The sequence below is a fragment of the Spirosoma lituiforme genome (genome assembly GCF_054776635.1).
On record NZ_BAAHBO010000004.1, the window covers coordinates 325,269 to 339,981 of the forward strand.

A 14,713-nucleotide genomic window follows, 5' to 3' on the forward strand; every position below is an offset into this window, starting at 1 on the left:
TGAAAATCATCCTGATCTTAAAAATCAGTGTTCCATGGAGATCAAGCTGTTTGCAATTCGCTTTCGGCCGGTTCAACAACAACTGATTTACTGAAGTTTACCAGAAACAAAAGCAACCCTACGGCCGCCACGGCACAGCCAATGTACATGAATGCCTGCCCGTAACTGATTGATTGCGACTTAAACAGGAAGGCCATTAGCATACCGCCCAGGTTACCGCCAGCCCCCACTACTCCGGATATAACACCAACGGCTTTGGGATTCACGAAGGGGACAATGGCGTAGGTACTCCCGTTCGACATTTTAAGGAACAGGGCAAAGGTGATCATGGACAGAATCGCCATTGGCAAGCTTCCCGCCTGCGCGAACAACATGATACCGGCTCCTTCCAGCACCAGCATGCCCGCCAGTAGAATGCCCTTACCACGCATACCGTATTTGTTCCCAACTTTATCGGCAACAATACCGCCAAGCGCCCGGGCGAAAATGTTCATGCCCCCGAACAGCATGGCCCAGAAGCCAGCCTGTGTTTCTTCCAGCTTGAAGTTATCAAAGAAATAAAGAGCCGCTACTCCATCGAACGTGATTTCCATTCCGAAGCAGCAAGCGTAGGCCAGCGCCAGCGCCCACACACGAATATCGGCACAGGCTGCCCAGAAGCTTACTTTCTCACCGGTTGCAACCGAGCGCTCGATCTCATCGTAATTGCCCGTGGGGGTATCTTTGGTAAACCGGTAATAAATGAACGCCATAAGGAGCATCATCACGCCCGGCACGATCATCGCCAAGCGCCACGCTTCGGGTTTGGTATAGCCAAATCCAACAATGGCGGCCATGATCAGCGGCATGGCTAACTGCGTGATGCCACCGCCCAGGTTGCCCCAGCCACCGGCCACGGCATTGGCCGTTCCCTTAATTTTTGGCGCAAACATGATCGACGTGTGAAACTGCGTGATCACAAACGACGCTCCAATGACGCCAATGGCCAAGCGAAATAACAGGAAGGTCGTATAGTCGTGCGCCAACCCGACAAACATAACCGGCAACGAACCCAATACGAGCAATGCCGTATATGTTTTCCGGGGTCCCCAGGTATCGCACAACCGACCGATTACCAGGCGGGCCAGGATTGTAGCGGATACAGCCGCGATGATGGTGTTACCCACCTGCGGTTTTGTCAGCCCCAAGTCAGCCCGGATGGCGGGCATCAGCGGGGCCAGTCCAAACCAGCCGAAGAAACAGACAAAGAAAGTAAGCCACGTAATGTGGAAGGTCCGCATCTGCACACCGCTAAAACGAAAGATGTTTAAAGACTCCAGTGGTTTATTGGCCGATAGGTTCATGACGATACTATTTATACGTTTGTACGAAAGGAGATGAATAGATTGGTTATGTGTTGCTACCGTTTGGCAGCCAGAAAATCAGGACGGATGTTAATCATCAGGTAAGACCAGGTACCCAGTTTATTTTTCTCATCCATGGTGCCCTGCTTGGCGTATTCGAGGCTATTGGTACCCTGCATAATCGAGTAACCAAATTCAAGGCTGGTGAACTTACTGAGCGCGTAGTTTGCCACGAAGTCATATTCCATACCCAATTTGCTGGACAACAGCGCGCCAACGGGCGCATCGGGCATTCTGTTGTAGGTCGGTGCCGCCAGGGCGAAGTAATGCACGTCGAACGTGGTGGTCAGGCGGGAACCGGCGTACTTGACTTTCAGAAAGGCGTCCTGCAAACCACCCGCTGGTGATCCCGTTCCTACGTAGAAGTAATCCATGTATCCCCAGTGGCGGTGTGGCGTACCGTAAAGTGGGTCAAAACGGCTGGTTTCGCCCGATTGAAGAGTCGTGGCATCGTTGCCCGAAAGCACTTCATAACCGGGGCCAACACTTAACTGCCCTTTCTGGAACATGACGCTCCCCCCGTAGTGATACGCTTTTTTGAGACTGAGACCATCGCGGTCTTTACCGTTCTGTCCATACGCAAACGCCTGCCACAGTACTTTGCCCAGTTTGGAGGAGCCATCACCAAGCTGGCCGACCAGCATGGCCCCGTACGTTACCCGTGAATTGACACCCGCAACGTCATAACGTCTACCATATACGTAACCCGTCGTCGCGTTACCCAACGAATCGGAGCGGTATTTCTGAAAATCATCTTTAAAAAGCAGTGCCGAGAATTTTGTCTGGCCAGCCGCGCCAAACCGGCGGGTCAGGTACGCCATCTGAAACGACTTGAATTGCTGATTCTGGCCGTTCGTGCTCAGGGGCGTCGCCAGAACCGGAGCCCCGCCCTTACCGGCCGTCGGAATGAAACCCACCGGAATGGTCAGCGTTACATTCTTGCTCGACAGAGCCGATACGGGGACGTTACCCGGTGTATAATTATCGCCCACGACCCCAAACGCATCGGTGTTCTGATTAAACCCAACCCCGAGGTCGAGTGCCCAGCCTTTGTGCTGCGCTTTCAACAAAGCCGCATCAAATCGACGTCCCTGCTGGAGCCAGTCGAGGTTGCCCAATAGCCGTACGTCGTCGTATACCAGCTCCTGACGGCCAATTTTAAGCGAAAGATTGTCAATGGGTCTGAATTTGATGGTCGTGTCAGCGCTGTTAATGAGCGACACCTCGGCCCAGGCTTCGTGAACCATCAGGCGGTTACCATCGGCATTATTGATCGTAGCGGCATCCTGACCCCACACCCGAATGTCCTGAATGGACGTCTGAAACTGAATGCGCTCCCATTTGTATCCGAATGTCAGGCGGGTACGCTGGGAGGTAAAAAAGGCAGCGGGTGAGTCCTTGGGCGCCAGGTTACCAAGCCCATTGCGGAGTTCAGTCCGCGTACGAAGCTGCCCGAGTAACGAGAACTGCGCGAATAGAGTCGACCGGGTCGCCAGCAGCATAATACAGGCAACGGCCAATCGGTTGATTGTATACTTCATGAGAATAGGCAATCAGATTAAGAAGAAAATGAACAGCGAAGACGCTAGAGAGTAGACCTACCCGAAACTGGGTAAGGACGTGTGTAACAGACCAGGCGGGTGGTTCTGAAGGCGATGCAGAGCGAACTGACGGGCTACTGCGCGGTCAGTGATTGGAATACGCCGTTTGCTTTAGCTGCTTTTTTTCATTTTCTTTGAAGTGTTTGTGTTTTTCGCATAGACAACCCTGTTTTGGCCGATCCAAAGGTGCCCCCACACCGGATCGGCTTTTTTTGTGGTTTGTCGTTACCGACAGAGAACCACAAACTGGTTAGTAAGCCATAGAAAAGTTGCGCATCGACTCCGCCAGATACGACGGATGCAACGAAACGACTTCTCCGATGACCAGCACAGCGGGCGCCCCCACGCCCTGCTCTGCCGCCAACTGAGGCATATTCCAGACCTGACCAATTACACACTGTTCTTCGGCCCGCGTTCCGTTCTGCACAATGGCCATAGGCAAGTGTCCACGGCCGGCCGCGCAGAAAATAGCGCATATCTCGTTTACCTTACGCATGCCCATCAGCACAACAACGGTTGCTTTCGATTGAGCGGCCAGATACAGATCTTCCGAAAGTTCACCATTCCGGGTGGTGCCGGTAATGACCCAGAAACTTTCGCTCACCCCACGGCTCGTTACAGGAATCCCCTGCGAAGCCGGCACCGCAATACTGCTCGATACGCCCGGCACGACTTCGCACTGAATGCCATACTGCCGTACATACTCATACTCTTCAAAGCCCCGCCCGAATACGTAGGGATCGCCCCCTTTGAGCCGAACCACATGACCGTGCTCCTGCGCGCACCGGACAATCAACTCGTTAATGCCTTCCTGCGTATACGACGCCTGACCCGCCCGTTTACCCACGTAAATTTTCAGAGCCTGCTCAGGCGCAAACTCCAGTAATGTGTGGTTAGCCAGATCGTCGTATAAAACAACATCTGCCTGCCGAAGCGCCCTGATTCCTTTTAGTGTGATCAGTTCTCCGTCGCCCGGACCCGCCCCCACGAGTGTTAGCTTTGGCATCATTTGAGGTTATCGTTTATAGCGGAATAGTACTATTATACTATTGACAGGCGAATTGAACTATGCCCTATTTTCAGTTCAAAAGTAGAAATGAAATTCTTAAAAACAACTCTTTCTCAAAAAAATATGTTTAATATCAAGCCTATAGCCGAATAATAAGCTAGGATTTACAAAAAACACCTCTTACTTTTGACTTGCCTATTTTGGGAGGAAAAAGGCATATTTACCAGTAAAGTGCAATAATAAAACGGGGTTTTCATAATGATATAGTTACAATTAACTATGAACACAAACAAAAACACGCGTGTCGTCGTCATCGGCAATGGCATGGTAGGCTATAAGTTCTGCGAGAAGCTGGTAGCCAAAGAAAAAAATGGACAACAATTCACGGTAACGGTTTTTGGGGAAGAGCCGCGCGTAGCGTACGACCGGGTTCATTTGAGTGCTTACTTCGACGGCAAAACCGCCGATGACCTGACCCTTGCGCCCCAAAGTTGGTATGCCGAAAATGACATTACGCTCTACCTCACCGATCCGGTCGTTGATATTGACCGCGAGCGGAAACAGATTCGTTCGCACCACGGTCTCGTAGTACCTTATGACTATCTGGTACTGGCCACGGGATCGGGGGCGTTTGTGCCGTCGGTAACCGGTGTCGAAAAAGATGGCGTGTTTGTGTATCGTACCATCGAAGACCTCGACCTTATTCAGTCTTACGCGCGCAAAGCTAGACGTGGGGCCGTATTGGGTGGCGGTCTGTTGGGCCTTGAAGCCGCCAAAGCCTTGCTCGATCTGGGCCTGGACGAAGCCCACGTCGTTGAGTTTGCGCCCCGGCTGATGCCCCGCCAGATTGATGACGCCGGATCGGGTGTCCTGCAGCGGCAACTGGAATCGCTGGGGTTAAACATTCACCTGTCTAAAGTCACGCAGGAAATTACCGGCGATGAGGCCATCACCGGTATGCAGTTTGCCGATGGATCACACATTGATGTCGACATGCTGGTGATATCCGCCGGTATTCGTCCCCGCGATGAACTGGCCAAAGCGTCGGGGATTGAAACCCACCCGCGCGGGGGTATTCTGGTCGATAACGCCCTGCAAACATCCGACCCATCTATTTTTGCCATTGGCGAATGTGCCGTGGCGCACCACATGATTTACGGGCTGGTGGCCCCCGGCTACGAAATGGCCGAGGTAGTAGCCTCCCGCCTGACGGGGGTCGAAAAAGAGTTCAAGCCCTACGATATGTCAACGAAGCTCAAGCTGATTGGCACAGACGTGGCTTCTTTTGGTGATCCATTTGCCACAGAGTCGGATAGCCGCACGCCCAACTGTCGGACAATCGTTTACGAAAACAAGGCGAAGGGCGTTTACAAGCGGGTCAATATATCGTCGGATGGCAAGGAATTACTGGGTGGTATTCTGGTTGGCGATGCTGAACAGTATAATATGCTGCTCCAGACCTGCAAGAACAAAACTATTCTCCCCCCCGATCCGGAAGACCTGATTCTGGGTTCTCGCGGGGGCGAAGAAGCCGGGGGGGCTGGAGTTATGGGGTTACCCGACGATGCCCTGATCTGCTCCTGCGAAGCGATAACCAAAGCGATGCTTTGCCACGAAATTGGCGAAAATGGCCATGACACCGTCGATTCGCTCAAGAAAGCGACCAAGGCCTGTACGGGTTGCGGAGGCTGTACGCCGATGGTGAAAGACATTATTCAGGGTGTACTGAAACAGAAGGGCGTATATATCCGGAATGTTCTCTGCGAACACTTCGATTTCACCCGCCAGGAACTGCTGGATCTGGTCAAAATAAACAGCCTCAAAACGTTCGACGCCGTTCTGAATCACATTGGAAAAGGCGATGGATGCGAGGTATGTAAACCCGCCGTTGCGTCTATTCTGGCTGGTCTCTGGAATGAGAATATTCTGGAGAAAGGCCGGGCCACGATTCAGGACTCGAACGACCGTTTTCTGGCCAACATCCAGAAAGGCGGCACCTATTCGGTCGTGCCCCGCATTGCGGGTGGCGAAATCACCCCGGACAAGTTGATCGTAATTGGTCAGGTTGCCAAGAAATATGGCCTGTATACCAAAATTACCGGGGGTCAGCGCATTGACATGTTCGGGGCTCACGTCGGCGATCTGCCCGTTATCTGGGAAGAGCTCATAGCCGCCGGTTTTGAAAGCGGCCACGCTTACGGCAAGTCGTTGCGTACCGTAAAAAGCTGCGTGGGTAGTACCTGGTGCCGGTATGGCGTACAGGACTCGGTTTCGTTTGCCATTGAGGTCGAAGAGCGGTACAAAGGCATTCGGTCTCCGCACAAGATCAAATCGGGGGTTTCGGGTTGTGTCCGGGAGTGCGCCGAAGCACAGAGCAAGGACTTCGGCATCATTGCTACCGAAAAAGGGTGGAACCTGTACATCGGTGGTAACGGAGGTTCCAAACCCCAGCACGCCCAGTTACTCGCATCCGACATCGATAAAGAAACCTGCATTCGCTACATCGACCGGTTTCTGATGTTCTACATCAAAACCGCCGACCCACTCACCCGCACCGCCACCTGGATGAACAAGATGGAAGGCGGCATGACGTATCTGCGGGCCGTTATCGTCGATGATGTACTGGGTATTGCCGATGATCTGGAGCGCGAAATGCAGTTGCTGGTCGATACGTTCAAATGCGAATGGAAGGAAGTGATCGACAACCCGGCCCTGCGCGCGCGGTTCACGCACTTCGTTAATGTACCCGAGCAGAAAGACCCAACCGTTGTGTTCGAGTCATTACGCGATCAGAAGCGGGCTAAAGAATGGGCTTAATTTATCATGTTGCGTAGCTGCCTTGCTCATGCCGGAAAGCAGCTACGCAACCAACACTTATACAATCATGGAAACTCTCACAGTAGATACCAATAAAATTACGTGGTACGAGGCTTGCGAAACGAACCACATTCCTGAAGATGGCGGTGCCTGTGTGCTGCTTAATGGCCGACAAATTGCCGTGTTTAACTTCACCCGCCGGGGGGAGTGGTATGCTACCGATAACGAATGCCCGCATCGCCAGCAAATGGCCCTGTCGCGGGGCATGATCGGTAGTCAGGGTGAGGAACCCAAGGTGGCCTGCCCCTTCCACAAGAAGACGTTCTCGCTTAAAACGGGCACTTGCCTCAACGACGAAGGGTACGAAATAAACACGTTCCCGATCAAGGCGGTCGATGGTATTGTGTATATTGGACTGTAAGATTTGGTCTGCGGTTTATTTAGTGAAGGGAGGTTTCCGGAACGCCAGCCCGGTCAAAACCGAACTATATGAACCATTCGGTTTTGACCGGGCTGGCGTTCCGGAAACCCCTGTGGAGCAAATTTGAGAATCTGACTCCACAGGGGCCTGACCCCACGGGAATCTTCACAGAAAAATAGCGTTCCGTTCGCTTCCCAGATACCGCAAACTGTAAACCGACGTTTCATGACTCAACTCGATCAACAGGTAGCCAGTCGATTGACCCGGTTTTACATGATAGCGCTCGCTGTCATTGCTGTACTGTCATTGACTGGTCTGCTGTTTATCAAGCGAACGATCAGCACACATTATGATGATAGCCGGGTCGTAAACGTAGCGGGACGCCAGCGGATGCTGAGCCAGCGGTTAACTAAACTGGCTATTCTCCGGATACAGGGGCTTTCTACGGCCGATACGGTTTCGACCGACTCTTTACTCCACTCCTGGAGCCAGAGCCATATTCAGTTACGAAACGGCATCCTGTCGATGGAGAAGCAGTACACCGTTCGGAAAAGCCCCCGGCTCGATCGGATGTTTACCCGGATCGAGCCCCTGTTCCAGTCGATCTACCAGAGCTTTCGTCGCATTAACGACCCTAAAACAGCAACCGCGGAGAAACAGGCCGCTCTTCAGGTAATCCTGCAACATGAGTTCCCTTTTCTGCAACAGATGAACGACATTGTCTTTCAGTTCGATACAGAAAGTTTCGACCGGGTCCGTCAACTTGAACGAATCGAATGGCTGCTGACGATTGCTACCCTATTGACGCTATTAATTGAAGGCTTGCTTATTTTCAGGCCCGTAGTAAACCACACCCGGCATGTTATTCGGCGGTTGGCGCGGTCTGAAAAAGCCCTTCAGCTGGCAAATAATCACATGGAGATTACCAACCATGAGCTGGAAGCAACCAATCAGAACCTGATAGCCTCGAACAAAAAGCTGATGGATACGCAACAGGAGCTGGTTCGCACCACTCAGGAGAAATACCAGTTGCAACTGGCTGAAGACACGGTTCGGTCGGCCGCTTTGCTGGAAGGCCAGGAAGAGGAACGACGGCGCTTTGCCCGCGAACTTCATGATGGCATCGGCCAGATGCTGACCGGGCTGAAACTACACGCGGAAAAACTGAAGTCAATGGCGTTTGCGGACGAAAAACAGCGGCTTCGATTTGCTGAATTATGCGACCTCATTGCCGACACGATTCAAACAACGCGGCAGATTTCGTACAACCTGATGCCATCGACGCTCAGTGATTTCGGGCTGGGATCGACGTTGCAGCTATTGGCCGAGCAAACCACCCGATCGACGGGGATCAGTGTTGTGTTCAGTGGCCCTACGGATGCCAGTCGGTTAAATCCGGCCACGGAGATCGGCTTATATAGGATTGCTCAGGAAGCGTTGCACAATGCCGTGAAGTATGCCGATCCGCACCTAATTAAAATTATCTTACAACAGCAAGTAAATAAGCTGGTACTGACCATTGACGACGATGGCAAAGGGTTCGTGATGAAAACGGTCTCAACCGACGAAAACTCGTTACGCGTAGTCAACGGTCTAAACAACATGCGTACGCGCACCCGTTTGCTGGATGGCGTACTGACGATTACGTCGAAACCCAAAAAAGGAACGAAAGTCCGCGTAAGCGTCGATCTATCCGGTAACCTCAACTAGCCATGTCGATACGAATTCTGATTGCCGATGATCATTCTGTGGTGCGAAAAGGGATTCGAATGCTCCTGGAAGATGAAACCGATATACAAATCGTCGGTGAAGCCTCCGATGGTGACGAAGCCATCGACCTGCTCGCCAGCATTGACACGGACGTTTTGCTACTGGACATTACCATGCCCCGCCTGTCGGGCCTGGATGCGCTGAAGGTAATTTCACAGCAATACCCGTCCGTTCGGACGCTGATGTTCAGCATGCATAGCAACCCGGATTACATTCTCAAAGCCGTACAGCATGGAGCTGCGGGTTATTTACTGAAAGATACGGGTCTCGAAGAAATGCTGCGGGCTGTTCGTACTGTGGTTAAGGGCGACTTGTACTATCCGCCCAATGCCTCTTCGGTCATTATTCGATCGTTGGTCTTACCAGGCACCATCAATCGAACCGAAGCACCCACCCCCGGCTCAAAAACAGTCACCTCGATCTGGAGCCGAATAACATCGCGGGAAGCCCAGATTTTAACCTGCCTGATCGACGGCATGAGCAGCCCGGCCATCGCCGAACGTTTTGGCATCAGCCCAAATACCGTTGCCAACCAGCGCGCAAGTATCATCCGCAAAGCAGGCGTCAAAACCACGGTCGATCTGATTCGGATGGCTCTGGAAGAAAAGAACAGAAACTAAGTAACCAGACGGATTCTTCAGCTGAAAACCCTCGCCAGTTTCTTTTCCAGATCTTTCTCCAGTGCCTGCAATCCCTCCGTATTCGCCAGATAGGTCAGCGCCCGGTGGTGGCGTAAATCGAACGGAATATCCCCAACGGATTGCGTAATGGGAATAACGAGCTTGCCCAGCGTATGCGCGACGCCGGTTTCATAAAATACATTCGGATTCCGATCGGTGAAGTCGGTAATGACGGCTCTTGATGAAAAAATAAGATCGAATACGTCCTGGATCAGAATGCTGTTATCCCAGATATCATCGGCCCGCTTGCAATTAATACCGAGTCGGGCGCACACATTCCGAATGGCAGTGTAGGTTCCCGAAAACTTACTCTCGAACGGCATCATCACCGACAGACTATTTGTCTCGACGGGTTTTGCCGGAATCCGGAACACATCGGGAGCAAACGTGATGACTCGTTCCGGCACAACGGTTTGCACCGTCGAAATAAAATCCGGCACCTCTCGAACGGGGCGATTTATCGTTGCTTTTTTGGCTTCTACAAAGTGCTCGATCTCGTATAAATTAGCGCTACTTTCGCTGATCAACTTCGACAGAACCTGTAAGCTATTCCCCTCATAGTCATCATCTCTAAAGTCCAGGCTACGGAGTAACCTGGGGTGATCTTCGATCAATTCAAGGCTATCGGTCAGGTACGCCACTTTAATCCAGTCCGACTTGGTGAAGTGATCCTGAATAAACTCGTGCAGCGCAAAAAGCCGGAGCGTTCGTTGCTTGTTCTGTCTTGTCATACCGTTGAAATCAACTTATTATAATATAACTATTATATACCGATGCAATTATATCTAAAATCTATAGTATAATAAACAAGTATTTAACATTTTACGGATGATGCATTGATCATCGTAAATTATTGATAGGTTTTCCTCCCCGATGCGTGAGGACACGCATCGGGGAGGAAGCAAATTCCACAAAAAATCCCTGCATACACTTTCGTGTCATGCAGGGATTTTTTGTAATTAATATCGCGTAGCCCTTTCGTCAAACAAATGAAGAGCCGTGCCACGTTCCGAATCGTGGCACGGCTCTTCATTTGTTTGACGTCCTGTTGCAGTCTAGAACCGCCAGCGGACAAACGCTTCCATGGCTTCGTATTCGGCCAGACCAAGCCGGTTATACATACCAGCCGTAGTCCGGTTTCGCTCTTCGGCCCGTTGCCAGAATTCGCGCGAATCGGTACCCTGGTACACTACACCATCTTTCTGAGACTGGTGCTTGAAAATACCCAGACGCTTCTTCATCAGCTGATCAGGCGACATCGGAACGGCCATTTCAATTTCGTGAATATCCCACTCGGCCCAGGCGCCCCGATAGAGCCATACCCAGCAGTCTTTCATGAAGTTTTTGTGTTTCAACCGACGAACCGACTCAAGAATGGCATCCAGACATACTTTGTGCGTTCCGTGCGGATCGGCCAGATCACCAGCCGCGTAAATCTGATGAGGCTTGATTTCTTCGATCAGCGCCATCGTAATTTTAATATCGTCTTCGCTCAGGGGCTTTTTAGCGACAGTACCGGTTTCGTAGAACGGCATGTTCATAAAGTGCGCATTCTCGACAGGAATACCCACGAACCGGCAGGTCGCCTTTGCCTCACCCATCCGAATCAACCCTTTCACGTAGCGCACTTCGGCGGTGTCCATTTCGGAATCTTTCTTCTCCCGCAATGAGTCAGCCGCATCCTGGAATATGCGGGTAGCTTCCGGGCTTTTGATGCCGAATTTGGCATTAAAGTCAACCACGTAATCCGCAAATCGCAGCGCTTCATCATCGGCAACGGCAATATTACCCGACGTCTGATAACCAACGTGTACCTCGTGACCCTGATCCCGCAGACGCTGGAAAGTACCCCCCATCGAGATGATATCGTCATCGGGGTGGGGGCTGAAAATCAGACACCGCTTCTGAACCGGCAAGGCCCGTTCCGGACGATTCGTGTCGTCGGCATTGGGTTTACCACCCGGCCAGCCCGTAATCGTATGTTGAAGCTGATTGAAAACGTCGATATTGATATCGTAGGCCTGACCGTATTGGGCCAGTAAATCGCTCATCCCGTTGTCATTGTAATCGCGGTCGGTTAGCTTAAGAATGGGCTTACCCAGCGACGATGACAAGTACGTGACGGCTTTCTTCTTCATCTTGTTATCCCACTCCACAGAATCCACCAGCCAGGGTGTTTTCATGCGGGTCAGTTCCGAGGCAGCCGCTTCGTCAATAACGAACAGGGCGTTCGGATGCGTCTGCAAGTACGAAGCCGGGTTCAATTCAGTCACCAGCCCTTCAACCGCACCCCGAATAACGGGTGCCTTCCGCTCGCCCCAGGCCAGCAACACTACGCGACGAGCCCCCAGAATACTGGAGACACCCATCGTAATGGCTTTGCGGGGAGTTTTGGGCAAACCGCCAAAGTCGACCGATGCCGCAGCCCGTGTCGAGTTGTCGAGCATCATCAGGCGTGTGTGCGAATTGATCAGCGAACCGGGCTCGTTGAAGCCAATGTGCCCATTACCACCAATGCCCAATAGCTGAAAATCCAGACCACCAGCGGCTTCGATGGCAGCCTCGTACTGCTTGGCAAATTCGCCTACTTTATCCGTCCGCAGGGTACCATCGGGAACGTGGTAGTTCCCCGCCGGAATATCGACATGGTCAAATAACTGTTCCCGCATGAAACGCCAGTAGCTTTGCAGGGAATCAGGCTCCATTGGGTAGTATTCGTCCAGATTGAACGAAACAACGTTGCGGAAGCTCAGGCCCTCTTCCCGGTGCATCCGAATCAGTTCGGCATAAACCGTTTTGGGCGACGAGCCCGTTGCCAGGCCCAGTATGCAGGGCTTGCCCTCGCTTTGTTTCTGACGGATCAGATCAGCGATTTCCTGCGCCACGGCCCGCGATGCGTCCTTGGCATCAGCGTATATGTGGGTGGGAATTTTTTCATACGTGATGGCCGACTGGATGGGGCCACCGGTGAGTGCTGCACCCGGCGTTTGACCGTCCGAGTTATCGAGTAATGGAGACTCCGTAATCATGATGCGCTATGCGGAGAAAAGATGAGACAGCACAAAGGTCGAAAAAATTCAGGTAGTTTTCAGCTAATTTTCGCAAGTAAGCCAATATTAATAAAATTTTTTATTAATGCAGACAGACTTATTACTCACTTTTTTGCCGGGCCATCTTATCCGCAATCATGGCTGTCTCTAATGAATCCAGGCCATTCTGCTCCGTAATGATCCGGTGCGTACCCGGATAGTGGATGCCATTAACCTGATCCCGGAACATCAGGCGAAGCAATTCACCATACAAGTGTTGCTTTTCATCACCAAAACCGAAACGAAGCTCAATTTGCTGATAGGCGTCGAATTCTTTATGCCGACCGCGCAAGGGCAGGTCTTTCCCGCCGATGTTGGCCGTTACGTTAAGCTGTGCACCGGGAAACAAGCCCATAAGCGCCCGGGTCGTTTCTTCATCAACGACACCGCGCAGGATCATTCGGGTAGGCACCCATTCGAACAGGGTAATGTCTCCACGTTCAAAGACCAGCCGCATTTCCTGCCGATCCATACGCCCGGTCTGGGTAAATCCGTGGTAGAAATTGACCAGCTTCCGACCCGTTTCGTCATCGCCATATTCGACGGTGGCCTGAACCTGATCTTCAACATCGTTACTATCAGGACGCTTGACTATCTGGGCAGATTTCACCGTTCCTTCGCCCAGCCAGCCCGCAAACATGTCGAAAAAGTGAACGCCATGCTCGATAAAAATTCCGCCACTTTTGGTTCGATCCCAGAACCAGTGTTCGGGCGCAAGACCTTCATCTCCGGCGTAATTCTCGAAATATCCATGTAAAAAGTCGCCGAGGAGTTTCTTGTCAATCAGGTGTTTAACGCGGGCGAACATAGGATTGTAGCGCTGCATCAGGTTCGTCACCATCAGAAGTCCTTTTTCCTTGGCCAACGCCAGCATTTCACGGCCCTGTTCGGGATCCATAGCCAGCGGCTTTTCGCAGATGACGTGCTTGCCCGCATGAAGCGCCAGCATCGCCTGTTCGTAATGCAAAAAGGGCGGGGTAGCAATGTAAATAACATCCACGTCGGGATGGCTAACCAGTTCTTCGAGGCTTCCCAGTTGCTCCGCGCCGAACCGTTTGGCGGTTCGAATGGCTTCCTCCCGCTTCGATCCGGCAATGGCCACGAGCCTGGCTTTAGGCTGACCGGGCGAGCCGACCTGTAAAAACTGCTGTACGGCGAACAGGCCAAAGCCGCCCATACCGATAACTCCAATTCCGATTTCGCGTTCGGTTGTCGCGTTTGTGTCCATACTCTTGCGTGTTGTATCCGATAGAGACAACCGTATGAGCGGCTTTATGTTAGGAGAAAGTCATCCCCGAGTCCGATTGGGCGAAATGTCAATCAAGCTGTTTCGTCCAGTAAATCATAGGCTTGGCAGTGTCAACGGTCTCGTTTCGATCGGGCCAGCTAAATGTACTTTGCAGGGTATCATCACGTTGGTAGCCCCGCTTCGTCCAGAATCCGTCAAGCGGTTTGTAGTCATCCGGACGAAGTGGATGGTCGACCGGGCGCTGTACGGCACAGAAACAGGCCATCGTGTACTGGCTGAACTGGCGGGCGTGGGCTTCACGCTCATCGAAGAACCGGTTTCCCAATCCCAGACCCCGGTAGGCAGGCAACAAAATACTTTCGCCAAAGTAAACGATTGTGTCCAGTTCGTAGCCTGCCGCCAGGAAAGGAGCCTGCACCTCGGCCGTTTCGTCGCGCAGGGGCAAAGCGGTTGTGGCGCCTACTAGTCGTTCGCCATCGTATACGGCAAACAATAGTGAGCGCTCGGCGCGGGCGTAGGTTTCGAGATAGCCTTTTTCATACGCGACAGATCCCTCATAGAGATACGGAAAGTCGTGAAAAACGGCAATGCGCAAAGCAGCCAGATCATCGAAGACCGTTCGAAACGCTGACCCCGTCAGCCGAAGGAACGTAAGGGATGAAGTATCTGACAAG

At 52.1% G+C, this 14,713-nt stretch carries 11 protein-coding genes; 4 read left to right on the forward strand and 7 right to left on the reverse strand.

The window, feature by feature from the left end; translation table 11 throughout:
• Positions 1–41: 41 nt before the first annotated feature.
• From ACYU87_RS16790 to cobA, 3 genes are all read right to left on the reverse strand, one after another.
• Positions 42–1,343 carry a NarK family nitrate/nitrite MFS transporter gene (locus ACYU87_RS16790; protein ID WP_461135234.1) on the reverse strand — a complete coding sequence of 434 codons (1,302 nt, stop codon included), beginning with the start codon at positions 1,341–1,343 and terminating at the stop codon, positions 42–44.
• A gap of 56 nt (positions 1,344–1,399) precedes the next feature.
• On the reverse strand, positions 1,400–2,905 hold the full coding sequence (locus tag ACYU87_RS16795) for an alginate export family protein (protein ID WP_461135363.1): 1,506 nt from the start codon (positions 2,903–2,905) through the stop codon (positions 1,400–1,402).
• Between the two features lie 349 nt (positions 2,906–3,254).
• The gene (gene cobA / locus ACYU87_RS16800) at positions 3,255–4,013 is read right to left on the reverse strand and encodes a uroporphyrinogen-III C-methyltransferase (RefSeq protein ID WP_461135235.1); all 759 of its coding nucleotides are present in this window, start codon (positions 4,011–4,013) and stop codon (positions 3,255–3,257) included.
• 279 nt (positions 4,014–4,292) lie between these two features.
• Between cobA and nirB the strand changes: the two genes are divergently transcribed.
• From nirB to ACYU87_RS16820, 4 genes are all read left to right on the forward strand, one after another.
• Positions 4,293–6,830, forward strand: coding sequence for a nitrite reductase large subunit NirB (gene nirB, locus ACYU87_RS16805; protein WP_461135236.1), 2,538 nt, complete (start codon positions 4,293–4,295; stop codon positions 6,828–6,830).
• Positions 6,831–6,897: 67 nt separating this feature from the next.
• A complete protein-coding gene (nirD, locus tag ACYU87_RS16810) occupies positions 6,898–7,251 on the forward strand; it encodes a nitrite reductase small subunit NirD (RefSeq protein WP_461135237.1) in 354 nt (117 codons plus the stop codon).
• Positions 7,252–7,476: 225 nt separating this feature from the next.
• Positions 7,477–8,961 (forward strand): ATP-binding protein, encoded by a 1,485-nt coding sequence (locus ACYU87_RS16815; protein ID WP_461135238.1) that lies wholly within the window; start codon positions 7,477–7,479, stop codon positions 8,959–8,961.
• Positions 8,962–8,963: 2 nt separating this feature from the next.
• The gene (locus tag ACYU87_RS16820; RefSeq protein ID WP_461135239.1) at positions 8,964–9,641 is read left to right on the forward strand and encodes a response regulator transcription factor; all 678 of its coding nucleotides are present in this window, start codon (positions 8,964–8,966) and stop codon (positions 9,639–9,641) included.
• A 17-nt stretch (positions 9,642–9,658) separates the two neighbouring features.
• Here ACYU87_RS16820 and ACYU87_RS16825 read toward each other — a convergent pair whose 3' ends face one another.
• The 4 genes from ACYU87_RS16825 to ACYU87_RS16840 form a co-directional block, all read right to left on the reverse strand.
• The gene (locus tag ACYU87_RS16825) at positions 9,659–10,432 is read right to left on the reverse strand and encodes a hypothetical protein (RefSeq protein ID WP_461135240.1); all 774 of its coding nucleotides are present in this window, start codon (positions 10,430–10,432) and stop codon (positions 9,659–9,661) included.
• A gap of 324 nt (positions 10,433–10,756) precedes the next feature.
• On the reverse strand, positions 10,757–12,730 hold the full coding sequence (gene nagB, locus ACYU87_RS16830; RefSeq protein WP_461135241.1) for a glucosamine-6-phosphate deaminase: 1,974 nt from the start codon (positions 12,728–12,730) through the stop codon (positions 10,757–10,759).
• 121 nt (positions 12,731–12,851) lie between these two features.
• The gene (locus ACYU87_RS16835; protein WP_461135242.1) at positions 12,852–14,018 is read right to left on the reverse strand and encodes a Gfo/Idh/MocA family protein; all 1,167 of its coding nucleotides are present in this window, start codon (positions 14,016–14,018) and stop codon (positions 12,852–12,854) included.
• Between the two features lie 88 nt (positions 14,019–14,106).
• Complete coding sequence (locus ACYU87_RS16840; RefSeq protein WP_461135243.1) at positions 14,107–14,712, reverse strand: GNAT family N-acetyltransferase; 606 nt, start codon at positions 14,710–14,712, stop codon at positions 14,107–14,109.
• Position 14,713: the final 1 nt, after the last annotated feature.

Bases quoted from the DNA above. Each gene is read 5' to 3' on its own strand.
- cobA (WP_461135235.1), bottom strand. From the start codon at position 4,013: ATGATGCCAAAGCTAACACTCGTGGGGGCGGGTCCGGGCGACGGAGAA.
- ACYU87_RS16820 (WP_461135239.1), top strand. From the start codon at position 8,964: ATGTCGATACGAATTCTGATTGCCGATGATCATTCTGTGGTGCGAAAA.
- nagB (WP_461135241.1), bottom strand. From the start codon at position 12,730: ATGATTACGGAGTCTCCATTACTCGATAACTCGGACGGTCAAACGCCG.
- ACYU87_RS16790 (WP_461135234.1), bottom strand. From the start codon at position 1,343: ATGAACCTATCGGCCAATAAACCACTGGAGTCTTTAAACATCTTTCGT.
- nirB (WP_461135236.1), top strand. From the start codon at position 4,293: ATGAACACAAACAAAAACACGCGTGTCGTCGTCATCGGCAATGGCATG.
- nirD (WP_461135237.1), top strand. From the start codon at position 6,898: ATGGAAACTCTCACAGTAGATACCAATAAAATTACGTGGTACGAGGCT.
- ACYU87_RS16835 (WP_461135242.1), bottom strand. From the start codon at position 14,018: ATGGACACAAACGCGACAACCGAACGCGAAATCGGAATTGGAGTTATC.
- ACYU87_RS16815 (WP_461135238.1), top strand. From the start codon at position 7,477: ATGACTCAACTCGATCAACAGGTAGCCAGTCGATTGACCCGGTTTTAC.
- ACYU87_RS16825 (WP_461135240.1), bottom strand. From the start codon at position 10,432: ATGACAAGACAGAACAAGCAACGAACGCTCCGGCTTTTTGCGCTGCAC.
- ACYU87_RS16795 (WP_461135363.1), bottom strand. From the start codon at position 2,905: ATGCTGCTGGCGACCCGGTCGACTCTATTCGCGCAGTTCTCGTTACTC.